Origin of the sequence: Microbacterium sp. NPDC087665, from assembly GCF_044743285.1 — a bacterium.
GTDB lineage: Bacteria > Actinomycetota > Actinomycetes > Actinomycetales > Microbacteriaceae > Microbacterium.
This window is the reverse complement of the sequence record NZ_JBIUWD010000007.1, coordinates 111450-136697: the sequence shown is the minus strand read 5'-3', so window position 1 is coordinate 136697 and position 25248 is coordinate 111450. Positions and strand designations below refer to the sequence as shown.

Annotated in this window: 28 protein-coding genes; 17 read left to right on the top strand and 11 right to left on the bottom strand. The window is 66.4% G+C overall.

Annotation, left to right across the window (positions count from 1 at the left end):
- A partial coding sequence (locus ACIOSY_RS15665) for a DUF4041 domain-containing protein (RefSeq protein WP_400854935.1) occupies window positions 1–878 on the top strand: 878 nt, incomplete at its 5' end.
- A 3-nt stretch (window positions 879–881) separates the two neighbouring features.
- On the opposite strand, the gene ACIOSY_RS15660 is transcribed toward ACIOSY_RS15665, so the two are convergent.
- Window positions 882–1823, bottom strand: a complete 942-nt coding sequence (locus tag ACIOSY_RS15660; RefSeq protein ID WP_400854933.1) for an ADP-ribosylglycohydrolase family protein — start codon at window positions 1821–1823, stop codon at window positions 882–884.
- 381 nt (window positions 1824–2204) lie between these two features.
- Here ACIOSY_RS15660 and ACIOSY_RS15655 point away from each other — a divergent pair, with 381 nt between their 5' ends.
- The 11 genes from ACIOSY_RS15655 (at window position 2205) to ACIOSY_RS15605 (ending at window position 8644) form a co-directional block, all read left to right on the top strand.
- Complete coding sequence (locus ACIOSY_RS15655) at window positions 2205–3158, top strand: hypothetical protein (protein ID WP_400854931.1); 954 nt, start codon at window positions 2205–2207, stop codon at window positions 3156–3158.
- Between the two features lie 289 nt (window positions 3159–3447).
- Window positions 3448–3774, top strand: coding sequence for a hypothetical protein (locus tag ACIOSY_RS15650; RefSeq protein WP_400854929.1), 327 nt, complete (start codon window positions 3448–3450; stop codon window positions 3772–3774).
- A 12-nt stretch (window positions 3775–3786) separates the two neighbouring features.
- Window positions 3787–4353, top strand: coding sequence for a hypothetical protein (locus ACIOSY_RS15645; RefSeq protein WP_400854927.1), 567 nt, complete (start codon window positions 3787–3789; stop codon window positions 4351–4353).
- On the top strand, window positions 4340–4591 hold the full coding sequence (locus tag ACIOSY_RS15640) for a hypothetical protein (RefSeq protein ID WP_400854925.1): 252 nt from the start codon (window positions 4340–4342) through the stop codon (window positions 4589–4591). The genes ACIOSY_RS15645 and ACIOSY_RS15640 overlap by 14 nt, the downstream gene beginning before the upstream one ends.
- Before the next feature lie 36 nt (window positions 4592–4627).
- On the top strand, window positions 4628–5236 hold the full coding sequence (locus ACIOSY_RS15635) for a suppressor of fused domain protein (protein WP_400854923.1): 609 nt from the start codon (window positions 4628–4630) through the stop codon (window positions 5234–5236).
- Window positions 5237–5285: 49 nt separating this feature from the next.
- Complete coding sequence (locus ACIOSY_RS15630; protein ID WP_400854921.1) at window positions 5286–5756, top strand: hypothetical protein; 471 nt, start codon at window positions 5286–5288, stop codon at window positions 5754–5756.
- Window positions 5757–5781: 25 nt separating this feature from the next.
- Window positions 5782–6267, top strand: coding sequence for a hypothetical protein (locus ACIOSY_RS15625; protein ID WP_400854919.1), 486 nt, complete (start codon window positions 5782–5784; stop codon window positions 6265–6267).
- 177 nt (window positions 6268–6444) lie between these two features.
- A complete protein-coding gene (locus ACIOSY_RS15620; protein WP_400850331.1) occupies window positions 6445–6738 on the top strand; it encodes a WXG100 family type VII secretion target in 294 nt (97 codons plus the stop codon).
- A 182-nt stretch (window positions 6739–6920) separates the two neighbouring features.
- The gene (locus ACIOSY_RS15615) at window positions 6921–7625 is read left to right on the top strand and encodes a hypothetical protein (RefSeq protein WP_400854917.1); all 705 of its coding nucleotides are present in this window, start codon (window positions 6921–6923) and stop codon (window positions 7623–7625) included.
- 2 nt (window positions 7626–7627) lie between these two features.
- The gene (locus ACIOSY_RS15610; RefSeq protein WP_400854915.1) at window positions 7628–8242 is read left to right on the top strand and encodes a DNA/RNA non-specific endonuclease; all 615 of its coding nucleotides are present in this window, start codon (window positions 7628–7630) and stop codon (window positions 8240–8242) included.
- A 27-nt stretch (window positions 8243–8269) separates the two neighbouring features.
- On the top strand, window positions 8270–8644 hold the full coding sequence (locus tag ACIOSY_RS15605; RefSeq protein WP_400854913.1) for a hypothetical protein: 375 nt from the start codon (window positions 8270–8272) through the stop codon (window positions 8642–8644).
- Window positions 8645–8748: 104 nt separating this feature from the next.
- Here ACIOSY_RS15605 and ACIOSY_RS15600 read toward each other — a convergent pair whose 3' ends face one another.
- The 6 genes from ACIOSY_RS15600 to ACIOSY_RS15575 form a co-directional block, all read right to left on the bottom strand.
- Window positions 8749–9627, bottom strand: coding sequence for a metallophosphoesterase (locus ACIOSY_RS15600; RefSeq protein WP_400854911.1), 879 nt, complete (start codon window positions 9625–9627; stop codon window positions 8749–8751).
- Window positions 9628–9677: 50 nt separating this feature from the next.
- Entirely contained in the window at window positions 9678–10817 is a 1140-nt protein-coding gene (locus ACIOSY_RS15595) for a LacI family DNA-binding transcriptional regulator (protein ID WP_400854909.1), read from the bottom strand.
- Window positions 10814–12727: an ABC transporter permease gene (locus tag ACIOSY_RS15590; protein WP_400854907.1), complete on the bottom strand. Its 1914-nt coding sequence runs from the start codon at window positions 12725–12727 to the stop codon at window positions 10814–10816. The genes ACIOSY_RS15595 and ACIOSY_RS15590 overlap by 4 nt, the downstream gene beginning before the upstream one ends.
- Window position 12728: 1 nt before the next feature.
- Complete coding sequence (locus tag ACIOSY_RS15585; RefSeq protein ID WP_400854905.1) at window positions 12729–13745, bottom strand: ABC transporter ATP-binding protein; 1017 nt, start codon at window positions 13743–13745, stop codon at window positions 12729–12731.
- A gap of 59 nt (window positions 13746–13804) precedes the next feature.
- A complete protein-coding gene (locus ACIOSY_RS15580) occupies window positions 13805–14881 on the bottom strand; it encodes an extracellular solute-binding protein (protein ID WP_400854903.1) in 1077 nt (358 codons plus the stop codon).
- A gap of 284 nt (window positions 14882–15165) precedes the next feature.
- Complete coding sequence (locus ACIOSY_RS15575; protein ID WP_400854901.1) at window positions 15166–16431, bottom strand: MFS transporter; 1266 nt, start codon at window positions 16429–16431, stop codon at window positions 15166–15168.
- An 80-nt stretch (window positions 16432–16511) separates the two neighbouring features.
- On the opposite strand from ACIOSY_RS15575, the gene ACIOSY_RS15570 reads away from it, so the two are divergent.
- Window positions 16512–16817, top strand: a complete 306-nt coding sequence (locus ACIOSY_RS15570; RefSeq protein ID WP_400854899.1) for an ArsR/SmtB family transcription factor — start codon at window positions 16512–16514, stop codon at window positions 16815–16817.
- Between the two features lie 115 nt (window positions 16818–16932).
- Here the strand turns inward: ACIOSY_RS15570 and ACIOSY_RS15565 are convergent, their stop codons facing one another.
- Window positions 16933–17211, bottom strand: coding sequence for a helix-turn-helix domain-containing protein (locus tag ACIOSY_RS15565; RefSeq protein ID WP_400854939.1), 279 nt, complete (start codon window positions 17209–17211; stop codon window positions 16933–16935).
- Window positions 17212–17281: 70 nt separating this feature from the next.
- On the opposite strand from ACIOSY_RS15565, the gene map reads away from it, so the two are divergent.
- Window positions 17282–18055, top strand: a complete 774-nt coding sequence (gene map / locus ACIOSY_RS15560) for a type I methionyl aminopeptidase (protein ID WP_400854897.1) — start codon at window positions 17282–17284, stop codon at window positions 18053–18055.
- A 145-nt stretch (window positions 18056–18200) separates the two neighbouring features.
- Here map and ACIOSY_RS15555 read toward each other — a convergent pair whose 3' ends face one another.
- Both ACIOSY_RS15555 and ACIOSY_RS15550 read right to left on the bottom strand, forming a co-directional pair.
- Window positions 18201–19763 (bottom strand): glycosyltransferase family 2 protein, encoded by a 1563-nt coding sequence (locus tag ACIOSY_RS15555; protein WP_400854895.1) that lies wholly within the window; start codon window positions 19761–19763, stop codon window positions 18201–18203.
- Window positions 19764–19841: 78 nt separating this feature from the next.
- On the bottom strand, window positions 19842–20054 hold the full coding sequence (locus ACIOSY_RS15550; RefSeq protein ID WP_400854893.1) for a hypothetical protein: 213 nt from the start codon (window positions 20052–20054) through the stop codon (window positions 19842–19844).
- Window positions 20055–20267: 213 nt separating this feature from the next.
- Between ACIOSY_RS15550 and ACIOSY_RS15545 the strand changes: the two genes are divergently transcribed.
- The 3 genes from ACIOSY_RS15545 to ACIOSY_RS15535 all read left to right on the top strand — a co-directional run bounded on the left by ACIOSY_RS15545 (window position 20268) and on the right by ACIOSY_RS15535 (window position 24769).
- Window positions 20268–20897 carry a PadR family transcriptional regulator gene (locus tag ACIOSY_RS15545; RefSeq protein ID WP_400854891.1) on the top strand — a complete coding sequence of 210 codons (630 nt, stop codon included), beginning with the start codon at window positions 20268–20270 and terminating at the stop codon, window positions 20895–20897.
- 75 nt (window positions 20898–20972) lie between these two features.
- Window positions 20973–22676, top strand: coding sequence for an ABC1 kinase family protein (locus ACIOSY_RS15540; protein WP_400854889.1), 1704 nt, complete (start codon window positions 20973–20975; stop codon window positions 22674–22676).
- Between the two features lie 164 nt (window positions 22677–22840).
- Window positions 22841–24769: a BCCT family transporter gene (locus tag ACIOSY_RS15535; protein WP_400854887.1), complete on the top strand. Its 1929-nt coding sequence runs from the start codon at window positions 22841–22843 to the stop codon at window positions 24767–24769.
- Window positions 24770–24897: 128 nt separating this feature from the next.
- On the opposite strand, the gene ACIOSY_RS15530 is transcribed toward ACIOSY_RS15535, so the two are convergent.
- Window positions 24898–25182, bottom strand: coding sequence for a hypothetical protein (locus ACIOSY_RS15530; protein ID WP_400854885.1), 285 nt, complete (start codon window positions 25180–25182; stop codon window positions 24898–24900).
- Between the last annotated feature and the right edge of the window lie 66 nt (window positions 25183–25248).

Sequence of the window (25248 nt, the reverse complement as noted above, 5' to 3'; positions counted from 1 at the left end):
ACATCGTTCCTGAACTCCTTGGGAAATGCTTTCGGCACGTTGACCATCCTCCCGCGAGAACCAAAATCCTCACAGCGCTGGAGTCAACCAAACCGACAGCATTCCCCAACGCACTTCGCACGCTTCGTGCCGGAAACGTCGTCACAGCCAAGAAGAGGCTTCAGGCGTCCCGAGCATCCATTGCAAAGCTCGGAAAGTTGATGGAGATGCACATCAGCGACGAGTTCCACGACCTTCGAGTCCGAGAGATTGAACTCACGGCAGACTGGCTGATCAAGAAGCAGCAAGAGCGCGAGGCCGAGCGCGAAGAACGGGCCCGTCTTCGCGAAGAGCGCCGCGTCGAGAAGGAGTTGGCTGACGAACGTGCGCGTCTCGACAAAGAACGCTCACACCTACTGAACACCCTCGCGGCTCTTGAGCAGACGGGCGGCGGTGACCAAGCGCTAGTCGACAGACTCGCCGCAATTGACGAGGCCATCATCCAGAACGATTACAGGGCCGCGAACATCCGTGCGGGTTACGTGTACGTGATTTCGAACCAAGGTGCGTTCGGTAAGAACGTGGTCAAAATCGGGCTCACGCGACGGCTCGAGCCTCGCGAGCGAATCTACGAGCTCGGGGGAGCATCGGTCCCATTCAGGTTCGACACGCACGCTCTCTTCTTCTCAGAGGATGCCGTAACGCTCGAAGCTGACCTGCATCGTCATTTCGCGGGGCGAGCTGTCAACCGGGCGAATGCACGCAAGGAGTTCTTCTTCGCGACCCCGGCGGAAGTTCGCGATGTCCTGCTCAGCAAGGTGGGGAACATCCTCGAGTTCAGCGATGAAGTGGAAGCGACGGAGTATCGGCAATCCGTAGGACTCTGGCCGGAGCGGTAAGCGCTACCGGCCCACCGCTGCTTCTACCTGTCGCGTCAAATCCCCAGCCGCATACCCAGGCCACCCATGCAGCACCCCAATCCACTCCGCCGGCAACGCCCCCGCACCCCACACCGCGCCACCTAACGACCCGGCGATCGCGGCGACCGTATCCGTATCGGCCCCACCGCGCACGGCCCGCTCGAGCGCATCGACGAGTGACGACGCCTCGGCCACGGCGGCCAGCGCACCCTGGAACGCCCGCACAACCCACCCGTTCTGCGCCATGAAGTCCCGCGGATGCGCGCCCGGCACGAGCGCCTCGTCGATCAAGGAGCCCCAGCGCGCAGCATCCGCCGCTGGCAGCAAAGCCAACTGACCTCGAACGTCCAACTCGCCGGTCAGCACCGCATGCCGGATTGCCGCCGACCAGAGGATGCAGGCCGAGGCGCTGTCTTGCTCCCAGTGGGTCAGCTTCGAGATCGCCTCGGCGGCGGACGCGAGCTCGGTGGCCGGCCGGTCGAGATACCCGAGCGCGAGCGGACCCGTGCGCATGAGCGCCCCGTTGCCGCCGCTGCGTCCGGCGCGTTCGTGCTCGCCACGCGACGCCGCCAGCACGTCGGCCTCGGTGAGCGGCTGCGGGATGCGCGAGAGCACGGCCCGGGTCTGAGCGTCGACGTCTTTCGCGGTCTGCGCCCAACCGATCCACCGTCCGACGATCTCCTCACGTGAGCCTGCATCTTCGAGGCGATCACCGCGGGCGAGCACGTCGAGGATCGGCACGGCCATGCTCGTGTCATCGGTCCACTCACCGATGCCGTGTCCGAACTGTCCGACGCCGAACTCGGGCGTCACCGAATCATCGAGCGCGGGCCCGAATTCGTACTGCGAACCGAGGGCATCGCCCGCGGCCGAGGCGAGCACGGTGCCGACAGCGCGGTCGAGCTGGGTATCAGTCAGGCTCACGGAGTACTCCTTGCTGAGAGAGGGTCTGAAAGCACGCTACTCGGAGGTTTGCACAGACAAGATGCTCGCCACTCGATCTGTAAAGAAATCTGCACATGCCGAGAACGTGTAAAAAATCGATCGAAATTTTTACACGTTCGTTCCTTGTCTCGTGGTGATCGCGGCGCATGTGAGCGGCGGACGCCTGAAGCGTCCCGGTCTTCTTTGCGCCAGGCGGAGGTACGCATGCCGCCTGCCCCAGCGTGTTGGTGTCGCTCGTTTAGATCTCTCACCAGGTATTTCGATATTCCACGGGACGGATGTCGAGTGTCCGATGTGTCCCCTACGCTCGCTCCTGGACGCCCTCCACTAAGGAGAGGCCTGAGAGCAACAGGAGACCAGATGACCGACATGATGACCGAGATCGCGGTGCAGAGTATTTCTGCCCTTGTGGGTGCCGGGGTGGCGAGTATCCCGCCGTTGATCCAGCTCGCCCGAACGAAGAAGACATTGCCTCAGGCGAAGGGGGCAGGGTCGGCAGATCGCGGATCGTCGGCCGTCGTGGCCGGAGAGTCAATCAACGGCGACGTGACCGTCTCCATCGACAACAGTCGGGTCGTCATCAGCAATATGACGAACTCTGCACCGAAAGTGATGACGGAAAAAGCTCCTTCGGCGTCCGACGGCGCTGAGTGGGGTGCGTTCGTCGCGGTCGCTGTAGCGGCCGCGCTGTTCGCCAGCTACTACACGGTTCTCAGCTGGTTCGTGCTGGGGGTCATCGCGGGAGTAGTAGTCACGTCAACGGTTGGCGCTGTTCGAGCACGTCGTTGGCGACTTTGGGACCGTGCGTCCGCGATCGTCGCGACCGAGGTGATTCTCGCCCTCGCTGCTACAGTCTGGGCGTGGATCGCAATCTTCACGGCTGAGCATGCTGGCGCTAGCCTGGAGAGTCTTCGCGCCCGGATCGCTGCAGACGTCGCGGCGAGTCCAGCACAGCCAGGCGTCGGCGGCTGGCTCGCCGAAGTGTTCATCGCACCCGTAGCCACGTTCTTCAAGATCGCCATCGCCGAGAACCAGTTCATCTTCGTTCTGTCGCTCTTTGCGGCATTCCTGTTCTCGTTTGCTCTGATGCTGATCGGCTGGTCGCGTCTGTACAACTGGTACACATACATGGGCTTCTTCCTCGGGAAGGGGAGCGAGCGGGCCGTGAAGCGCGCGCTTCGGCATTCCGAGCTGAAGGCGAGCGACCTGATGGTGTTTATGATCCTTGCCGGGCTCACGGCAGCGTTCGCGAGCGGGCTGCTCGTAGTGCTGGCAGATCACAGCTTCACGCACCCCCCTCTCCCCGCGGGTTGAGCCCCGACGAGTGCACGCGAAGCGGCACCTCCGTGTGCACTCCGACTCCACGATCAGGTGTGCCCTTTCGCTACTCTGAGCAAACCGACCTGCTCCGACAGCAGTGTCATCTGAAGCGACCACCACATTCCATTCGAACGTGGTCGCGAACGGATCTTCATCAACTGGCAGTTCATGCGGATCCTCGCGAGCGATACCGCGGTGTGGCGCGGCGCGCCAGGTAGAGGTGCCCACAGACACCCCGGCCCCCATTCGCTAACCTGGCCTCACCGACACCGAGGGGGACCACATGTCATCTGAAGCGACCACCACATTCCATTCGAACGCGGATGCCGCGACCACCATCGCGACGATCCAGCGTGTACTCGCCGACAACAAGGCCAAGGTTCTCGGGCAGAGCCCCGACGCCACGCAAATCGACTTCCAGACCCGCAAGACCATGCTCAACTGGGAGCTGCTCGGCCGCGCGGTGACGACGCCCGCAGCATCCGGATCCGACGTGTCGATCTCACTCGACGTGCACCACAACCGCCCGCCGGCCCTCATGGACGGCGTGAAGAACCGCAAGGCCGTCGAGAAGCTGGCCGGGCAGATCCAGTCGGCGCTGGGTGCGTAGCGGCATCCTTCGGTGAAGGGTTTCGTCCAGATCGCGGATGGTCTCGCGATCGTGGAGGAGATCGAGCGCATTCGTCGAGGTGAGCGACGCGATGCGGCGGGGCACGTCAGCGTCGAGGTGAGTTGGCGCGAACTCAGCCCCTGGGCGATCGAGAACGACCAGGTGAAGATCTTCCCGCTCGCGCGTTCCGATGGCAGCGATGAGGCAGACGCGCAGCTGGCCGAGCTTCAGCGATCGCTCCTCATGGCGTTCGTGCACTTCTTCGGAGGTGACGGGTTTCACGCGGAATCGCTTCTCGATCCCGAAGAGGGGTACGGCCAGAAGCTGAGCCGTCAACGCCTCGCCTCGCCTCTTCGCTATGTGTGGAGGGTGCGGGACTACGCCTTCACGATGGTCCACGCCGTCGATTCGCACGACTCCGACGCTTCCACGCTCGCGCTGCACCTCTACCCGGCCGAGTGGCAGTGGTCGCGACTGGGGAACGACGATACGAAGCGAGCCGCGTCGAGTCGCCGCCGTATGGCTGCGCAACTCCATGCGGCGACACTGGACTGGGCATGGCCGGATGCTCCGAACTAATGAGCACCGCTCCTGCTGCTGCGACGCGTACCTCGACGGCGACGGATACGACCCGAACGAGGAAGAGCGTGCGGGTAACGTGCGCATCGTCTCGACCGCCGAACCGGGGTGGTCGATGACCTACCGGGTGCAGTGCGCGGCGTGCGGGCGGGAGTTCATCGTGAAGCAGATCGATGGGCCGGCACTGCAGTGGAAATGGGTTCCGCGCGGGGTCAAACGGAAGAGCGGTCAACGGTAGCGGAGGGGGCATTTTGCTCCCGGTTAGGATGTGGCGATGAGCATCTCCGAGGGGAACGATCTCGACGAGCGCGGCTGGAACGCCGTGACGGAAGCCGTATCCCGCCACTACCCCGAGACTCATGAGTTTCACGTGGCGTACATGCCCGGCCTGCACTTCGGTTCGCCGCTGCAAGGGTGCTCGGCGCTGCGCGGCGACGACCACTGGTTCTACGTCACCTACGGCCTGACGGAACTGTGGGCGAAGGAATCCGACGAACCCACCACCAGCGGCTACGGGTACGAACTCACCATGCGGGTCCGAGCCCTCCCCGAGGAGGATGCTCCGCCTCAGTGGCCCTACAGAGCATTGAGCAACCTCGCCGACTACGTGCGACACGGGCCCCAGGAGTTGTGGCTCGGCGACCGCATCCGTCTGCCCGATCTGGCCGCCGGCGAACCGGGCTCCACCCTGACCACTCTCGCCGTGACTATGGATCCCGTCGTCGCCGCCATCGACACCCCGAACGGCCGGGTCGAGTTCTGGCAGGCCATCGGGCTCACCGACGACGAGGTCGAGGCCGCCAAGGCGTCGTCGACGGATGACGTGCTCCAGGGCATGGCGATCAGCAACCCGTTGCTGATCACAGACCCGGCACGCGGGTGAGTGCGTTGTTTGCTGCGAACCCTGGCCTGGCCTCGTGGGAGAACGTCGCGTGAGTCGGCCGACGCATATCAGGCAACTCGACGGATTCATGCGAGGTGCACTAAGAGACACCTTCAGGTCCTATCCGGAGCAGATTCGGCGATCGCTGAACAATCTCGATGGTCACTCGTCCTGGGGGTACAGCTTGTGGCGCGCCCCGATCGACGCCGACCTCTTGGAAGACATTCCCGAGTCGGATGAGTACATCCAATGCGCGGGCTCCGCAGAGGCGATGACGATCGAAGTGCGAACTATTGATTCTGCAGGTGCTGCGCACCAGTACGCCGTCGGGAAGGCCCGTCCCGGACCCGGGGATGCCCCAACGGAGGTCATCCGCTGGGATGAGGGGCGTCACAGCACCGCCCTCTACCCGACTGAAGTCTTCACAGCCGATGAAGCAGCTGAGGTCTTCTACGGCTACTTCTTGAACAACAAGGTCGCCGAATCACTCGCGCTTCGAGAACTACATTTGGGAAGCTAGGGCTGTTCGCGGTAAAGGAGCAACAATGCCGATGTATGGCCCCTATGCGCAGACGTCCCCCAGCGGACTAACGAGCTGGATCGACGACAGGCGGCGTCCGATTCCTGACCACCTCAGGATGATGTTGGGCCACCTCGACGGGGAAGAGGCGTTCACATACGTCATCTGGCGGGCCCCGAACCCGGAGAGCATCCTCGTCCGGCGAAGTGATATCGGTGAGACGTTCATCCAGGCGGCTGGCTCAGCTGACGGGATGACCATTGAGGTGCGGCAGTTCGGAGACGACGGGAAGACGCATCTCTACACCGTGGGAAAGCCGCAGCCTGCTGGTGGTTCGACAGTGCTGTTGCCGATCAGCGCGGAGCGTTCGGTCCGTGTCTTCGAGAACGAGATCTTCACCGGGGACGAAGCAGCAGAGATCTTCGCTGCGTTCCAAGGGACGGACAGAGTGCCTGACGGGTTCACATTGCGGGAGTTGGACCTCTCGACCGATCAGCCCGTGAAGAGGTAGCGAGGAGACCTCTCCCGCAACCTCCGTTCGCACCACGGTGTGCGACGGCGCGGGCTCGAGACCGATGCGCGGACGCCCCGGATACCGGTGTCGGGATTTGCGATGTTCCGCGACTCCGGTATTCTCTGCTGCAACAGACGCTCAGGGGGGCCTGAGGCTGAATCGGAGGGGGCCGTCATGGCTGGACATGATTTTGGTGCAACATACAGCGAGATGGAAGGCGCGGCTGCGCGTCTCCGTGACGGGCGTAGCACCGTCACGGACACTCTGAAGGAGCTTCAGGGTGTCATCGATGACCTGGTGCAGGACGGGTTCAAGACCGAGAACGCGTCCGACGCGTACTCGACCGCGTACTCCGAGCTCACGGCATCCCTCGACGACGCAGCCGAGGCCGTGAACGACATGGCACAGGCGCTCGACCGCATGGCGGACTCGATCCGCGACAAGGACTCCGAGCTCGCGGGCGGCTGACCCGGCTTGAGGGGAACCGTCAGGGCTGTGGTGAGTTGCCAGACTCTGCGGCGTTCCTCCTACCGCTCGCGTTTTGTGTGAGCGGTTTTGCCGTTCCACCCGGTGCGGCGTGGTTTGTGTCTCGGCGGCACGTATAGCTGTGTGTGTTGTTGAACGCCCGAAAGCGTGAAGAGGGGTGCGTTATGGGCATGATGTTGCCCAATGAATTGGTTTGGGTCATGGAGAAGCTCGGCTTCGAGTGGCCTGATATCGACGAGGACGAGTTGCGTCGTGGGTCCGGGATGATGCTTGCGTTCCGTGACGAGCTGGAAGGCAAGATCCAGGTTGTCGACCGGAAGGTCAACGGCGACATGGCGGAGGCGATGCGAGGGCAGGCCGGGCCGGCGTATGTCGGCGCGTGGAACCAGAACCGTTCGCAGAACCTGCAGAAGTTGCTCGATATTCTGGGGCCCGTGCCGACGGGGATCGATATCGCGTCGGACGCGGTCTTCGCTCTGAAGATGAAGGTCATTCTCGATGTGTCGACGACCCTGATCACTCTGGTCGCGATGTTGACGAACCCGGTCACCGCAGTCGGTGCGGGGCCGATGCTGCTGATCAAGAAGAAGCTGTTGAACGCAGCCGTGGATATCGCGGTGGAGCAAGTGTTGAACCAGGTGTTGCCGATGGTGATTGAACCGTTGGCGGAGCAGCTTCCGGCGATCATCATGGCAGCGCTGGATGCCCCGATCGTCGAGGCCGTCGCGGGCGACCCGGATGAGTTCTACGCCGACCTGCAGGCACTGGAGCAGGCCCAGGGCGAGATGGAGATGCACGCCTCGGATGTCGAGTCGCTCACACAACGGTTGATGTCTGATCTATCGAGCCTCAACATCACGGGAGACTGACCATGAGCTTGAAACCTGTGATCCGATCACTCACCGACTCTCTCGACGGCGTTCCGATCCACGTGAGCCAACTGGCGGAGCTGCTGCGCAAGCACGGACGCAAGCAGGAAACGAACCGGGACGGTGTCACCGACATCGACACTTTCGGGCATGACGTGACCACTCATGGTGGGAACACGAAGACCACGCTGTGGGATCCCGACACGAATCGACCGATCGGTGAGCACGGTCGGATCACTGAGATTCCCGAGAAGACCCCCCGAGGCGACAACGCCACGGCGATCGGTCACCTCGGAGACGATGGTGACCACGGGGGGCATCTGGGTGCGCACCGCTTCTTCAGTGATACCCCTGACACAGGCATCGTGCCTCAGGCGGCGAACCTCAATCTCGGCGCGTGGAAGACGATGGAGAACGAGTGGGGCGACTGGGTGAGCAAGGGGCACTACGTCGACTACGAGATTGATGTCTATCCGCCCGGAGCAGTCCGCCCTGATAGCTTTGAGGTGAGCTATACCGTCACAGATCCGACGACCGGCCTCGAGCGGACGAAGATGGTTTCATTTGACAACGTAAGCGGACAGACCTTCGATCGCGTGCCAAGCAGCGCGATGTAGTGTCGCAGAACCGAGGAGTTTACTGAGATGTCAGATCCCACGACAGCACTGATCCATGCGCTCGCTGAACACATGACGGCGAAAGAGGAATGGGATTGCTTCGCCATGGTGCTCGGTCTCGACGGCGTGAAGGTCAATAGCGTTTTCGGCTTCGCATACTCGGCTGATGGAGCGGTGGAATCGGTAGCGGCTTCTCCGTATCGAATCAAAGACGCGGTCAAGGGCTATACCGACAGCTACTTCAAAGCGGGTGACCCGCTCCCGCTCAAGCTTCTCGTGCAATTCGATCGGACCAACGGGAAGTATGAGGTCACGTTCGAAGATAAGGATGCTTCTCGGTGGGAACTGACGCCTGAGACGTTCCACGACATTCCTGAACAGTTGCGGCCCCACTTCGGCTGAGGCGCCGGGGGCCCTTCGACAGGCTCAGGCACCCAGGTGAGGTGTCAAGACACGCCGCAGGCGGATGCCCCGGCGCGGCGTGTTTTGACCCCTCACGCCACCAACTAGGAGCGCCACCCGATCCCGCGGCCGGCGATGCGCCGCCGGGCCTCGTCGGCGTCGACGGGCTCGCCGACATCGGCGCCGAGCTCGAGCGACACGACCGAGTGCACGACCGACTCGGCGTAGACCTGCACGAGGTTGTAGCCCTGCGCGGCATCCTGACCCCGCGTCGCACCGCGCGGCTGAGCCAGATCCTGCCCATAGGCGCTCGACGACGCGACCGCCACGGGAATCCCCGCGAACGTGCCGAACGACGGGTGGTGCACGTGCCCCGACAGGATGCCGCGCACATCCGACCCCCGCAGCACCGCAGCCAGCTCGGCCTGCCCGCGCAGCTCGACCGTCACCGCGAGGTCGAGCACGGTCGGCAGCGGCGGGTGATGCATCATCAGCAGCGTTCCCTCGGGGGCGGGCGTCGACAGCTCCGACGACAACCACGCGAGCTGCGACGAAGGCACCTCGCCCCAGTGCTTTCCCGGAACAGTCGAGTCGGCGACGATCACGCGCAGTCCGCCGAACCAACGCACCTCCGTCACGGGCTCGGCACCGGAACCCGCAAGCCCCAACTCCGTGCGCATGGCCGTGCGCTCGTCGTGGTTTCCGGCCGCCCACACGACCTCGCATCCCAGCTCTTCGGCGACAGGCGACACAAGGTCACGCAACCGCCGGTAGGCCGAGGCGTCGCCCCGGTCGGCCATGTCGCCGGTCATCAGCAACGCGTCGGGCCGTAGCCCCGAATCGACCAGCCGCGACAGCAACAGCAGCAGGTTCGAATCAGGGTCGGTCTCGCTGCCGTAGAGCGGCGACCTCCTGCCCGGCAGGTGCGTGTCGGAGATGTGCACGAAGGTGTGCGACGGACGGGGATGTTCGGTGAGGATCATGTCTCTTCCAGGTCAGCGAACGGTCAAGCGGTCAATCGGAAACGAGAAACTCAGACAGCGGCAGCCGTCGAGCCGGGCACGAGAACGCCGGTGAACGCGCGGCGCACGACAGCATCCGCCCCACCATCCAGCAACGCCTGCATCGTCTCGACGGTGGCGGCGGCGACGTCTTCGACCGGAATCCGCAGGGTGGTGAGTCCCAGTAGATCGGCTCCGGGAAGGATGCCGTCGCACCCCGTGACACTCACATCACCGGGTACCGAGAGGCCGGCAGCCGACAGCGCGCGCATCACGGCCAGCTGGCGGTAGTCCGATGCGCACATCACCGCGGTCGCCCCAGCCCGCACCGCATCGAGCGCCTCGGAAACACCCTCGTCGGGCCGTGCTCCGGCCGAGATCATCGTGACGCCGACTCCTGCGGCGACGAGGGTGTCGCGCATCGCGACCCCGCGCAGATACTCCGGGTACGACGCCTCGGCACTACCCGCCAGCACGACGACGGTGCGGTGCCCCAGCGCACCGACGTGCGAGGCGAGCAGCCGCCCATGCGCCGGGTCGTCGTAGTGCGCGGTGTGGATGCGCCCGGCCGACTCCACCCGACCGGCGCGCACGATCGGCACCTGGTCGGCGAACGGCTCGAGCTGCGCGGCCGTGATGCCACCGGTCGCGACGATGAGTCCGGCGACGCGCATGCCCATGAGTCGGTGCAGCGCGTTGACCTGCTTGGCACCCTGCTCGTCGGCACCGATCGTCACGGTCACGAGGTCGAGTCCGCGGCGGTGCGCTTCGTCTTGCAGTCGCGAGAACAGCAGACCGTAGGCGGGGTTGCTCGCGTCGCGCAGCATGAGGCCGACGGTCTCGGTGCGCCCGGCGGCGAGCTCGGCCGCCATCGTGTTGCGCACATACCCCAGCCGCTCGGCCGCCTCGATGATGCGCTGCTGGGTGTCGGGGGCGAAGCGCCCCTCGCCCTTCAACGCCCGTGTTGCGGTGGCGCGGGAGACGCCGGCCGCCGCTGCGACATCACTGATAGTGACCCGCAACGCCGGAGTCGCCACGTCGCGAGACGAGCTCGCGGCCCCCGCAGCATGCTCCGTGCGACCGGCATCCGCGCGGTGAGCACCCTCCTGCACCGCGCCCGTCTGCTGGGAACCCTTCTTCCCGGCATCCATCCCGCTCATATCCGCCGTCATGCCCGCTGCTTCTTCACGTGTCGGGGCGATCCGGCCCGCGCACCTCGTCCATACACGAGATACATGGTGACACCCATGATGATCATCAGCAGCACCGTGTAGACGAAGGTGATGGGCATCGCGTCGAGATTGTTCTCACCGCGCGTGCTCTCCTGAATCGCCACACCCAGCGGCTTGTACAGCGGGTGGTAGAGGAAGATCGCCGCGTCGTAGTCGTCGAGCAGGCTGTTGAAGTTGAGCGCCGTGATCGCGGCGGCCGTCGGCAGCACCAGCGGAATCAGCACCCGGCGGAACGTCTGCAGCGACTTCGCCCCGAGAATGCGCGAGGCGTCTTCGAGCGAATCCGGCACCGACGCGAACCCGGCCTTCAGCAGGCGCAGCGTGAACGGGATCTTCACGCAGATGTACGCGATGAGCAGCAGGATCGGTGTGCCCGTGAGCACGATCCCTCCGACGATCGCCTGCGGCTTGTCGAACGCCATCAGCAGCGCGAGCGCGATCAGCACGATCGGCAGGATCCACGGGATGTGCAGCACGTACTCGATCGCGGTGGTGAGCAGGTTGCGGTGCTTCTGCAGCATGCGCGCCACGAACAGCAGGCCACCGACGACGATCAGCGAGGCCAGCGCGCTGTAGACGACGCTCACGATGAACGGACGGATCGCCTCGGCGCTCGAGAACACCGTGACGTAGTTGTCGAGGGTGAAGCTGTCGAACGAGATGGATCCGGCCAGGATGCTGCGGGCATCGACGAACGAGAAGATCACGATGAGCACCACCGGGATCAGGTAGATCACCCACAGTGCATAGGCGACGACGTGCACGAGCACGTTCGCGAACGGATTGCGGATGCGCTGCTTCTGGATCGGCGTCGCCACCTTCGCCACCGAGAAGTACACGCCCGACTTCTCGAAGCGGTTCATGATCGCCAGCAGGATGATCGTCGCGATACCGAGAACGATCGCCAGCAGCGCAGCGATGTCGCGCGTGATGGGGCTGCGCGACAGGTCGATGATGAGCGGCGCCACCGTTTGAAAGTCGGGCCCACCGAGCACCAGGGGAGCGGTCAGCGCACCGAGACCGATCAGGAACGTCAGCACGGTGACGGCGAACAGCATCGGCTTCATCACCGGCAGCACGATGCGGCGCAGGATGGTCCAGGTCGATGCGCCCATCAGCTTCGCCGCCTCGATCGACGCATAGTCGACCTTGCCGAGAGAAGACGAGAGGAACAGCATGTGGTTGGTGGTCGTCGCGAACGTCATCACGAACACGACCGCGAAGTAGCCCGAGAACCAGTCGCGGTCCATGTCGGGCCACCAGTTGACCATCATGTTCGTGAAGAACCCGAACCGGCCGTAGATGAAGTTGTATCCGGCGGCGAGCACGATGCCGCCGTAGATGAGGGTGGTCGCGTATCCGAGCCACAGCAACTTCGCCCCGCGGATCGCGAAGTACTTCGTTACCAGCACGATGAACACACCCACCACGTTGACCGTGATCGACAGGGTCACCGCCAGCAGGAAGCTGTTGCCGAGCGTCTTCAGCGCCCGCTCGCTGCCGAGCAGCTTCTCGACCGCACGGAAGCTGAACTGCCCGTCGGGGAAGAACGTCACACCGAGCAGCGCCGCATTCGGCAGCACGAGGAACGCGGCGGCGAACCAGATGACGACGATGCCGGTGATCCAGGCGAGCGGGGAGCGCAGCATGGCGCGGATGCTTCCGGGCCGGCCCCTCTTCGACGGTCGCCGCACGTTCTTCTCGGCATCCTTATCGGCGATGTTCTCCGCGATGGCCGTGGCGGTGAGCGCGCCGGCCTCGCCGGTCATCGCCGCAGACGGCGGGGGAACGGGCTGGGAGGAGTTCTGCTGACCGGGGTTCTGCGAGCCGGGGTTCTGGGAATCCGACATGTCACGCCGCCGGGTACTGCAGAATCCAGCGCGGGTCGGCCTCGACGCGCACCGCGTCGCCCGGATTCCACTGATGGGCGCTCGCCGCGGCGGTCACGCTCACGCGCAGCGAAGCATCCGCCACCGTCACCGTGTAGACGCTGTGGCTGCCGTGATACGTGCGGTCGACGATCGTGCCGTCGAGCGACGCCGGGGCCTTCGCGGCGTCTGCGACATCGGCGAGGTGGAGCTTCTCGGGGCGCACGTAGCTTTCGGCCGTGGCATCCAGCCCGCCGCCGAGGCCGACGATCTGGGCCGGAGTGAGCCGGTTGTTCTCGCCGATGAATCGGCACACGAACGGGGTCGCGCTGCGGTCGTAGATCTCCTCGGGAGTGCCCACCTGCTGCAGCGTTCCCGCGTCGAGCACGGCGATGCGATCGCTGAGGGTGAGGGCCTCTTCTTGATCGTGGGTGACGTAGACGGTCGTCACGCCCACCTCGTGCTGCAGCTCTTTCAGCTGCTCGCGCAGTTGCACGCGCAGCTTGGCGTCGAGGTTCGACAGCGGTTCGTCGAGCAGCAGGATGCTGGGGGTCAGTGCGAGCGCGCGGGCGATCGCCACGCGCTGCTGCTGTCCGCCCGAGAGCTCGGAGACGTTCTTGTCGAGCTGCGAGGACGCGAGTCCGGTGCGGTCGGCGACCTCGTCGACGCGACGCTTCTGCTCGGCCTTCGACACCTTCTGCACCGACAGGCCGAACCCGATGTTGTCGCGCACGTTCATGCTCGGGAAGAGCGCGTAGTTCTGGAAGACCATGCCCACGCCGCGCTTCTCGCTGGGCACCCGCGTCACGTCGCGCCCGGCGATGTGGATGGTGCCGGCGGTCGGCTCGACGAACCCCGCGAGCGCGCGCAGGGCGGTGGTCTTGCCGCAGCCCGACGGACCCAGGAGGGTGAAGAACTCACCCTCCTGGATCTCGAGATCGAGGTGCGAGACCGCACGGTGATCGCCGAAGGTGACCTCGACGTTGTCGAAACGGATCATCGCGTTCTCTTTCTCTGCCGGTTCGCTGCTCTGCGGTTCGGTTTCTACGGGTGGCCGGATCAGCCGATGTACTCGAGCGTGACCTTCTCGACCCACGCGCCGAGGTTCTCGCTCACGAAGCCGAAGTCGATCTCCTGCCGCGGCAGGGTCTCCATCAGCTCGATGACCTCGGGGTTGGCCTTGTCGACCGCGCCCTCGTTCACGGGCATCGAGTTGAACTCGGCCGCGAACTCGCCCTGCACGTCGGCGCTGCCGAACCAGTCGATGAACTCCTGCGCCTTCTTCTCGTTGCCGGTGCCGTTGATCTGCGCGATCTGCTCGGTCACGTACGGCACGCCGTACTCGGGAACGATCATGCCGGTCGTGGTGCCGTATTCCTCGTCGCGGGCCGCGATGCCGCTCGACGGGATCACGCCGTAGTCGATCTCGTCACGCGTGATGCGGGCGTAGAGATCGGTGCCCTCGACCGCGGGCGAACCGTTGGCGTAGTAGTCCTTGACCAGGTCCCAGCCCTCGTCGCTCACGCCCAGGTCGCCGTCTTCGTCGAGGTGGCGGCTCAGGATGCTGGCGAGTACCAGCTGAGGCGTCGCCTGGCCGAGCGAGGGGTTGACCTCGTAGCGGCCGGCGTACTCCTCGTCGGTCCAGAGGTCTTCCTCGTCGGTGGGAGCATCCGTGATGCGCGCCTCGTCGTAGACCGTGACGATGGCCTGCTCGACCAGCGGCCAGAACACGCCGTCGGCCGGGTCGCCGGCGTCGGCGGGAACCTCGCCGCTCCACTCGGGCTCGTAGGCGGTGATGGCCTCTTCGGCCTTCAGCTGTTCGAAGAACATGTTGTTGAGACCGAACACCACGTCGCCGACGGGGTTGTTCTTCTCGGCGATGATGCGGTTCGTCAGGTCGGCGCCGCCGAGGCCCACGATCTCGATGTCGATACCGGCATCCTTGGCCTTCTCGGTGATCCACTCGCCACGGCCGTCGCTGTTGGAGTTCGTGTAGACGATGAGCGTGTCGCCCGAGCCGCCGCTCTCGCCTTCTCCGGCCGGCTCTTCGCCGCCTGCCGAGCAACCGGTGAGTGCGATCGCCGCCGCCGCCGTGAGTCCGATGAGAGACCAGCGCCTCTTCCGCATGTCGACCATGTTCGTCCCTTTCTCGCCTTCGAGGTATGTCGTTTCGACAATACCTGTTCTTTGTGCTTGTCACACAAAGAAAGTTTGGATTCGTGAGCGCGGTCGCGCGTCCGCACTCAAGATAGGCGGGTTCCATGAACGGACGGGGGCGGCGGGGTGAACGTTCGGGCCGCGGCATCCGCTCGGCACTGCGGCGCCCCGGCTCGCCCCTGGTCCCGGCGTATTTCTTCATGCGGGGTCGATATGTCACGCCAAACGGCCCGTTGGCGTGACATATCGATCCCGCAGGGGGGTTAGGGGGTGCGGCGCACCCGCAGTACCAGCGCCACGAGGGCGAGCGCGATCACGACGACGCCGTATCCGACGCAGACGGCCTCGAGCCCGGCGACGCCCACGAGCAACCCGGCGGCGACGGCCGGGATCCCGAACGCGAGATAGGCGAGCACGTAGATCACGGCGAAGGTGTCGGCCCTTTCGGTGACGGGGATCTTCGGGGCGAGCGAGGCGACGACTCCCGAGAAGGCGGTGCCGAACCCCATGCCCGTCACTCCGGCGGCGACGAGGTAGAAGGGGAGCGACTCGACCGAGAGCGCGATCAGCGAGAGCAGCGTGCCGACGGCGAGAGCGGATGTTCCGAAGATCACTGTCGTGCGCGCGTTCACCCGACGCATCGCGAAGGCGGTAACCGCGCCGACGCCCGCGAGCAGCACCACCCCGAGTCCCTGCCAGATGTGCGCCTCGCCGCCGAGCTCGCCGCGCACGATCGTCGCGCCGAGCGAGAGGAAGAGTCCGCCGGTCGCCCAACCCGCGACGACCGCGGGTGCGCCGCGCCAGAAATCGGAGCGGATGCTCGCGGGCACCGACAGTCGGAAGCTCAGCGACGCCCACACTCCGGGCCGGCGCGGCGCCGTCTCGGGGATCACCAAGAACAGTCCCGCGAGCACGACGTATGCGGCGGTGAGCGGCGCGAACACATCGAACAGGGCCTGACCGGTGACGTCGAGCATCACGCCCGATACGAGCGCGCCCGAGGCGAGGCCGATGCCCGGGCTCAGCGAGTTCCACAGGCCCGCGGCTCGGGGCCGGTCGGCGGGGGCGAAGTCGAGCACCGTCGCCGACAGCGCCGAGATGAGCAGACCGCTCGCCGCGCCCTGCAGGATGCGAGCGAGGAACAGGGTGGCGACGGCATCCGCATGCCAGAACAGCACCATGCTCGCCGCGAGCAGCAGGAATCCGCCGATCGCGACCGGCCGTCGGCCGATGTGATCGGAGAGCGAGCCGGCCGTGAGGAGCGTCAGCAGCAGTGCCACCGCATAGACCGCGAACACCGCGCTGATGACGATCGCGTCGAACCCGATCTGTTGCGCGAGCACCGGGTAGAACGGCGACGGGGCGCTCGCGCCCGCCATCATCAGGATCTGCGCGACGACCGCCAGGGGGAATCCGAAGCGAGTGCGACGCCCCGCCCCGCTGGGTCCCTGAGCCCCGCTGGGTCCCTGAGCCTGTCGAAGGGCGGATGCTGTCGCCCGCTGCGCGACGATCGGCTCGGTGGTGGTCATGCTCACTCCTCAGGGTTCGAGTTTTATCGAACTATCGGAGCGTACTCGCCATCCATCGATTGTTCAACTATTCTCGAACTATGCCTGGCGAACTCCCGCACCCGGATCGCACCGAGATCCAGTTGACCGACGTGCTCTTCGCGCTCAGTGACCCCGAGCGCCTCGCGATCACGCGCCAGCTCGCCGACGGCCCCCTCGACATGGCCGAGTGTCACGCCACCGACCCGAGCCTTCCGAAGTCGACCAAGTCGCATTTCATGAAGGTGCTGCGCGAGGCCGGCGTCATCCGCAACGAGCCCGACGGCCGCCGCCGCCGGCTCACCCTGCGCCGCGACGACCTCGACGCGCTGTTCCCCGGCCTCCTGGACTCGGTGCTCACCCGCTGATCCCGCCGCCCCGCCTCGTCTGGTGCGGGATCAATATGCCGCGCCAAACGGCCCCGGAGCGTGACATATCGATCCCGCACCGGGGTGGGAGGGGTTGAGTGGGGGTGGTGACTCCCTACGAGGCGACGCGGCGGGCGACCCCGGCCGAAGCATCCGCCCCGATCTCGGCCCAGACGTCGTCGAGCGACAGGCCGAGCACCCCGGTGATCGCCGCGATCGTCGAGAACGCGGGCGTCGCGACGCGGCCGGACTCGATCTTGCGCAGCGTCTCGGGCGAGACGCCGGCGTCGAGCGCGATGCCGAGCATCGACCGCTCACCCCGCGCGGTGCGCAGCAGGGCGCCGAGGCGCTCACCGCGTTCGACCTCGGCGGGGGTGTGGGGCATCCGGACCATCATGATGCCCATAGTAATACCGGGATAGTATTACCGGGATAGTTATTGGTCGCCACCTGGAAAGCACCCCATGATCGAAATCCTCACCGCCGCCCAAATCGACCGTGCGCGGGCGACCGGTGCGCTCGTCGCCGACATCCTGCACACCCTCAAGGACCGCGCCCGCGTCGGCACCAACCTGCTCGACATCGACCGCTGGGCCCAGAAGATGATCGAGGATGCCGGGGCCGACTCCTGCTACGTCGACTACGCGCCCTCCTTCGGCAGCGGACCCTTCGGCCACTACATCTGCACCGCCGTGAACGACGCCGTGCTGCACGGCCTGCCCCACGACTACACGCTCGCCGACGGCGACCTGCTCACCCTCGACCTCGCCGTCTCGCTGCACGGCATCGCCGCCGACTCGGCGATCAGCTTCATCGTGGGCACGACCCGCGACCCCGAAGACGAGCGCATGATCGAGACGACCCAACGCGCGCTCGCCGCCGGCATCGCCGCAGCCCGCCCCGGTGGCCGTATCGGCGACATCTCGCGGGCGATCGGCACCGTACTCAAGGGCGACGGATACCCGATCAACATGGAGTTCGGCGGCCACGGCATCGGCACCACCATGCATCAGGATCCGCACGTCGCCAACGACGGACGCCCCGGCCGCGGCTACGTGCTGCGCCCCGGCCTGCTGCTGGCGATCGAGCCGTGGATCATGGCCGATACCGACCAGCTCGTGACGGATGCCGACGGCTGGACCCTGCGCAGCGCGACGGGTGCGCGCACTGCCCACAGCGAGCACACGATCGCGATCACCGAGGATGGCGCCGAGATTCTGACGCTTCCGACGCGCTGAGCGGATGCCGCGTTGGGCGGAGTTCTCCGCGTGGGGAGGAGAAATGCGTCGGATGCTTCCGCCCCACGCCGAGTTCTCCGCCCCACGCGGCCTCGGGCGGGCCCTTCGACAGGCTCAGGAACCCAGGTGGTGGCGAAGGCCCCGACTACTTCCGGCGCGCGAGGTGCCGCACGCGGCGCGCCGAGCGCCCGGCGAGGTCGCGGAGGCCGCCCGAACTCTTGCGCCGCAGCTCGACGCCGCCGTCGCCCGAGGTGAGCGTGACGGCGCTGCCCGCGAGAAGCGGCGAGTGCCCCGCGCGGGCGAGGGTCGCGGCATCCGCTTCGACGGGAACCTCGAACGTCCACCCGGCCTGGCGCACCTTCGCCGTCAGCCGTAGTGCGCCGGCCGCGGAATCGCCCGCGAACACCTTCAGCGGGTCGATCGAGACGGTGACGGAGCCGCCGATATCCGGACGCGCATTGGCGATGCGCCGTGCGCGCCCGCCCTCCACTTCGGTGAGGAACAGTTCGATGCGATCGTTGCGCAGCTCGCGGGCCGGCACGAGAGCCTCGGTCGGCAGGTCCCCCACGGCGAAGGGCAGCGACGTGAGGCGTGCCGTCTCGGGATCGAACACGAGCGCGTCCTTGCCGTCGCGCACCACGCGCACATGCACGGCGAGGTCGAGCCCTCCTCCGCGCGACCACGTGGCAGAGGTCACCGAGGCCTGGCACTCGAGCGCGGTCTCGAACTCCGCGAAACGCACGAGGTCGTCGCGTCGGCCGGCGCGCAGCAGCGCCGCTCGGATGCGCTGCGGGAATGCGAGGCCCGCGTCGACACCCGGTCCGAATCGCTTCTCGACCAGCGGGGTGACGACGTCGAGCAGGCGCTCGCGGTGCTCGGCGGGGTAGCGGAGCATCCGCTGTCCCGAGAGCCGCTTCAGGATCTTGCCGCGGAACCAGTGCCGCAGCAGCCGGTCGCGCAGCGCCCCCGGCTCGGTGTGCGCCTCGACGAGGTCGAGAACCGTCTCGAGGTGGGGGTAGTAGCTCTCGGGGTCGATGCGCGACGAGCTGGCGCTCCCCGGATGCTTGACCCACGCGTAGCAGGGCGTGCTCGCGAGGATCGAGATCGTGCCGGCCGCGAAGTACGCCTGCATGACGAAGAGGTGGTCTTCGAGTCGCACGCGACCGTCGGGGAAGCGGATGCCGTTGGCACGCAGGAACTCGGTGCGGAAGAGCTTGTGCGGGGTCAGCATCTCGAGCAGCGGGTCTTCGCCGAGCTTCGCGTCGGGGATGTCGCGACGGAAGATGCGGCTCGGAAGCGGGCGTCCGATGCCCACCTCTTTCCCGACGACGACGTCGGAACCGTTCGCGTCGGCGTAGTCGCAGAGGTTCTCGAGCGCGGAGTCGAAGAGGTAGTCGTCCTGGTCGACGAACTGCACGTAGTCGCCGCGGGCCGCGGCGACCCCCTCGTTGCGGGGAGTGCCCGGCCAGCCGGAGTGCGGCAGGTTCAGCACGCGCACGTTCGGGTGGTCGCGGGCGATCGTGTCGAGGCGCAGCTGGGTGGCCTCATCGGATCCGTCGTCGCAGAGCAGCACTTCGAACCGCGCCGAGTCGAGGGTCTGGCGGTCGAACGACGCGATCAGGTCGTCGAAGGTCGGGCCGGGATTGAACACGGGCACGACGACGCTCACGCGGACGGACGGTTGATGGACTTCAGCTGACTGCGACATTGCCCTCAGTGAAACATCCGCCGCTGTGAGGCGCACAGGGATTGCATATCGGTGCGCGACGTGCCATGAAGGCGGGAGCTACTCGGCGCTGTCGTCTTTCGCAGGTCTTTTCGCGGACGCGTCGTATGCCACCCCGATGCACAGGCCGATCGCCATGCCGAACCCCGCACCGAGGGCGAGGTTGTCGAACAGCACCATGCCGAGCGCCGCGCCGAACGGCAGGCCCAGCGCGATGCCCGTCGCGATTCCGTAGCCGGACTTCTTCTCGGATCTCTCTTCTGAATCAGTCATGTCTTCGACGCTACGGGGGTGAACGGCCCGCCGCATCCCCCGCGCGGGGGACCCTTCGACAAGCTCAGGGACCCAGGGGGCCCCCGGAGTGCTGAGTCGGAAGCCTGGGTTGCTGAGCCTGTCGAAGCATCCCGAGCGGACAAACTCCCACCCAACCTCCAGGCTGAACGATATATCGTTGAGTATCGTTCACCACCAATCTTGGAGGTCATCATGAACAACGCATTCCCGTTCGGAAGCAACGGCGGCGTCGGCGGCAACGGCGACAACCCGCTCGGCAACATCTTCGGCACCGGCGGACTCGGCGGCGCCAGCGGCCCGGCCGGCGCCCTCTTCGACGCCATGGACCAGCTGCGCAAGTCCTTCGAATCCCGCCCGTCCGGCGGCTCCCGCATGGCCCGCGGCGACGTGCGCGCCGCCGTGCTCTCACTCCTCGCCGAGCGTCCCATGCACGGCTACCAGATCATCAACGAGATCTCCGAGCGCAGCGGCGGCACCTGGAAGCCCAGCGCCGGCTCGGTCTACCCGACACTGCAGCTGCTCTCCGACGAGGGCCTCATCGAAGCCGACGAGCAGAACGGTCGCAAGACCTACGCGCTCACCGAGGCCGGTCGTGCCGTGGCGTCCGAGAACTCCGAGGCCCCCGCCCCCTGGGTGGCGACCCCCGGTAAAGACGGTCACCGCAACGACCCCCGCTTCACCGCCCTCCCCAAGGCCGGTGTCGACCTCGCCGCCGCTGCCGCACAGGTGGGTCGCAGCGGGTCGCCCGAGCAGGTGCAGGCCGCCATCGACGTGCTCGATGAGGCCCGCCGTAAGCTGTACAGCATCCTCGCGCAGGACTGATCCGGCGCGCATGACCCGCATCGTCTCGTCCGCCTCGCGGGCGGGCGATCTCGATGACGGCGAAGGAACCACACGATGACGGATGCCCCGGCGCCGAGCGCCCATCGCGCTCGCTACCGTCGCATCATCTCGTTCGCCGCTCGCGAGTTCGCCAAGGTCTGGTGGTTCGAACTCGTGCTGCCGCGGTTCGGCATGCGCGGGATCGCCGAGCGCACGCGTGCCCCGCGCATGCAGAAGTTCGCTCGGCGGTTCCACGTTCTCGCCGTCGACCTCGGCGGCCTCATGATCAAGGTCGGCCAGTTCATGTCGTCGCGCCTCGACGTGCTGCCGCCCGAGATCACGCAGGAGCTCGCCGGCCTGCAAGACGAGGTGCCCGCCGTCGCTTTCGCCGAGATCAAGGCGCTCGCCGAGTCCGAACTGGGTGTGTCGCTCGACCGCGCGTTCGCGTGGGTCGACGAGACGCCCCTGGCCGCGGCATCCCTCGGCCAGGCCCACCGCGCGAAGCTGTCGGAGCACGACGCCGCAGACACCGGACTCGACACCGTCGTGATCAAGGTGCAGCGCCCCGGCATCGACGGCATCGTCGCGACCGACCTCGCGGCCCTCCGCCGGGTGGGAAAGTGGCTGACGCGGGTGCGCATCGTCTCGGACCGGGTGGACGCTCCTGCCCTCGTCGAGGAGTTCGCGGCCACGAGCCTCGAAGAGATCGACTACCTGCACGAAGCGGCATCCGCCGAGCGGTTCCGTGAGGCGTTCGCCGACGACCCGCGCGTCGATGCCCCCGAGATCGTCTGGGAGCGCTCGACCCGCCGCGTGCTGACGCTGTCGGATGTCACGGCCATCAAGATCAACGACACCGATGCGCTGCGCGCCGCCGGCATCGACCCCGCGCAGGTCGCCGAGGTGTTCGCCGAGGTGATGTTCGACCAGGTCTTCACGCACGGTTTCGTGCACGCCGACCCGCACCCGGGCAACATGTTCGTCACGCCGCGGGCGGCGGGGGCGGATGCCGGTGCCCCCGAGTGGCACCTCACCTTCATCGACTTCGGGATGATGGCCGAGGTTCCCGCGAACCTGCGCGACGGCCTGCGCACCCTGCTCATCGCGGTCGCCGGGCGCGACAGCCGCGGCCTCGTCGCCGCCGCCAAGGAGATCGGCGTGCTGCTGCCCTCGGCCGACACGGGTGAACTCGAACGAGCGCTCAGCGCCCTGTTCGCACGCTTCGGCGGCATGGGCTTCGCCGAACTGTCGAAGGTCGACCCGCGCGAGTTCGCCGACTTCGCCGACGAATTCGGCGACATGGTGCGCTCCCTCCCGCTGCAGCTGCCCGAGCATCTGCTGCTGCTGATCCGCGCCGTCTCGTTGACGTCGGGCATGTGCAGCGCCCTCGACCCGACCTTCAACGTGTGGGACGCCGCCGAGCCCTACGCGGGCCGACTGCTGCGCGATGAGAGCGGCAACCTCGTGCAGGACTTCGCCCAGCGCGCCATGAAGACCGCCGGTGTCACGATGCGCCTGCCCGAACGCATCGACGCGATCATCACCCGCGTCGACGACGGCAACGTCACCTTCGACACCTCGCGGCTCGAGCGCCGCCTCGACCGGCTCGAAGGCATCGCTCGCCGCATCGCCTCCGGTGTGCTGTTCGCCGCGATGCTCGTGGGCGGCGCGCTGCTCGTCGAGCCCGTTCCCGGGCTCGGATTCACGTTGCTCTGGGCATCCGCTCTGCCGCTGCTGCACTCCGTGTTCGCCGGGTTCTTCCGCCGCGGACCGCGGTAGGTCGCGCCGCGCGCGCGTCAGTCCGGAGGAGATCTGCATTCCGGAGGAGATAATCGGCCGATTCGTCCTCCCGACTGCAGATCTCCTCCGGAATGAGGATGCTCCAGGCCCCACTCCTGCCCCGGCTCCAGCCTGGAGACGCGCGCATGGGAGAATGGCTTCTCATGGAGACACCCGAAGAGAAGCCTCCCCGAACGACCGCCACCAACATCGTGCCGAAAGCCGCCGAAACGGGCCGCAAGATCGTCCGCGACATCGCGGCCGTCCCGCCGCGCGGACTGCACCCGGCGCTGATCCCCGGAGTCTCGGTCGAAGAGACCGGCCGCACCTACCGCACCGACCACCTCGTGTTCGGCGTCGCGCTCGCGGCGACCGTCGCGTTCATCGCCTGGGGCGTGCTCGCGGGAGACAACCTCTCCGGCACCGCCAGCACCGTGCTCGCCTGGGTCGTCGAGTACTTCGGCTTCTTCTTCACGACGATCGCGACCGTGATCCTTGTGTTCATGCTGTTCGTCGGCTTCAGCCGCTACGGGCGCATCCCTCTCGGCCGCGACGACGAAGAGCCCGAATTCTCGATGTTCTCGTGGATCTCGATGCTCTTCGCCGCCGGCATGGGCATCGGCCTCGTCTTCTGGGGAGCCGCCGAACCGCTCACCTTCTTCGAATCGCCGCCGCCCGGAACCGTCGAGGCGAACACGCTCGAGGCCATGCACACCGCGCAGGCCCAGGTGCTCTACCACTGGGGTCCGCAGGCGTGGGCGTTCTACGCGCTCGTCGGCGGGGCCATCGCGTATGGCGCCTTCCGCCGCGGACGCACGCCACTGATCTCGTCGATCTTCGCCCCGCTGCTCGGCGAGGGCCGCACGACCGGCCCCCTCGGCCGCACGATCGACATCTTCTCGATCATCGTCACCCTGTTCGGTACGGCCGCCTCTCTCGGACTCGGCGCCCTGCAGATCGGACACGGTGTCGAGATCGTCACCGGCATCGGCGAGCTCGGAAACGGCATCCTGATCGCGGCGATCGCCGTTCTCACCGCCTGCTTCATCGCCTCGGCCGTGTCGGGCGTCTCGAAGGGCATCCGCGCACTGTCGAACACGAATGCCGTGATGGCTCTGGTGCTCGCGTTCTTCGTGTTCTTCGTCGGACCGTCCCTGCTCATCCTCAACGTCATTCCCTCGGTGGCCGTGCAGTTCCTCGGAGACCTGCCCACGATGATCGCGCGTTCGGCATCGCAGGGCGACGAGGCCGAAGCCTTCCTCTCGGGCTGGACGATCTTCTACTGGGCCTGGTGGATCTCGTGGTCTCCCTTCGTCGGCATGTTCATCGCCAAGATCTCTCGCGGGCGCACGCTGCGCCAGTTCGTGTCGGTCGTGATGCTGGTGCCGTCGGCGATCTCGCTCATCTGGTTCGCGATCTTCGGAACCACAGCGATCAGCCAGCAGATGGACGGCGCCGGCCTCGTCGTCGACCCACCCGAAGAGGTGCTCTTCGGCGTGCTCGAGAATCTGCCCTTCCCGCTGATCACCAGCATCCTGCTCATCCTGCTGATCTCGATCTTCTTCATCACCGGTGCCGACTCGGCCTCGCTGGTCATGGGTACGCTCTCACAGCAGGGTCGGCCGGAGCCCTCGCGATGGGTCACGGTCGTCTGGGGCACGTTGGTGGGAGGCATCGCCGCAGTCGTGCTCGTGTCGGGCGAGGAAGGCAGCGGACTGAAGTCGCTCCAGAACGTCACGATCATCGCGGCCTTGCCGTTCGCGGTGATCATGGCGTTCATGATGGTCGCGTTCATGATCGACCTGCGCCGCGACCCCATGATCCTGCGCGATCGGTACGCCCGCGCCGCCGTGCGGCACAGTGTCATGGCCGGCCTCGAGGAGTACGGCGACGACTTCGCGCTCGTGCCCGTCGAGTACGACCACTCGGGCGACGACCTCGCCTGGATCGACGAGGACTCCGTCGACGAGACCCTCTCCGAGGTCTACGAGGCGGCGACCGAGGCGATCGACATCATTCCGGCGGCAGACGTCGATGCCGCGGTGGATGCGGCGGCCGAGGCGGATGCTCCGGAGCGGCCCCGCGACGACTGACGCGGGTCTCGGGGCTCGGCCCGCGTCACTCGGGAGGAGATCTGCACTCGGGAGGAGGCATCCGTCCGATTCGCCCTCCCGAACGTCGATCTCCTCCCGAGTGACGGACGAGCCGCGGGGCTCGGGCCTCAGACGCCGAGGCGGCTGAGGCGCACGACCAGGAGTCCGAGGGCGGTGATCAGCTCGATGTACGCCAGGACGAGGCCGATGATCGCGGCCCAGAGCAGCGGTCCCTGCCGGCGCGCGGCGCTGTGCCCGATGAACGCCGCGACGATTCCGAGCGCGATCATCACGAGGTAGCCGACGACACCGCCGGGGTTGACGAAGAAGGCGAGAAGCACCACGATTCCGGCGCCGAGGGCGATGAGGTGGCGTGCCTGATTCTGGTTCTGATGCTGCGGTTCGCCGGTCATGCCCCGAGCCTAGTGAGAAGGATGCCGCGGCATGGGTGCTTCGACAATCTCAGCAACCCAGTTTCC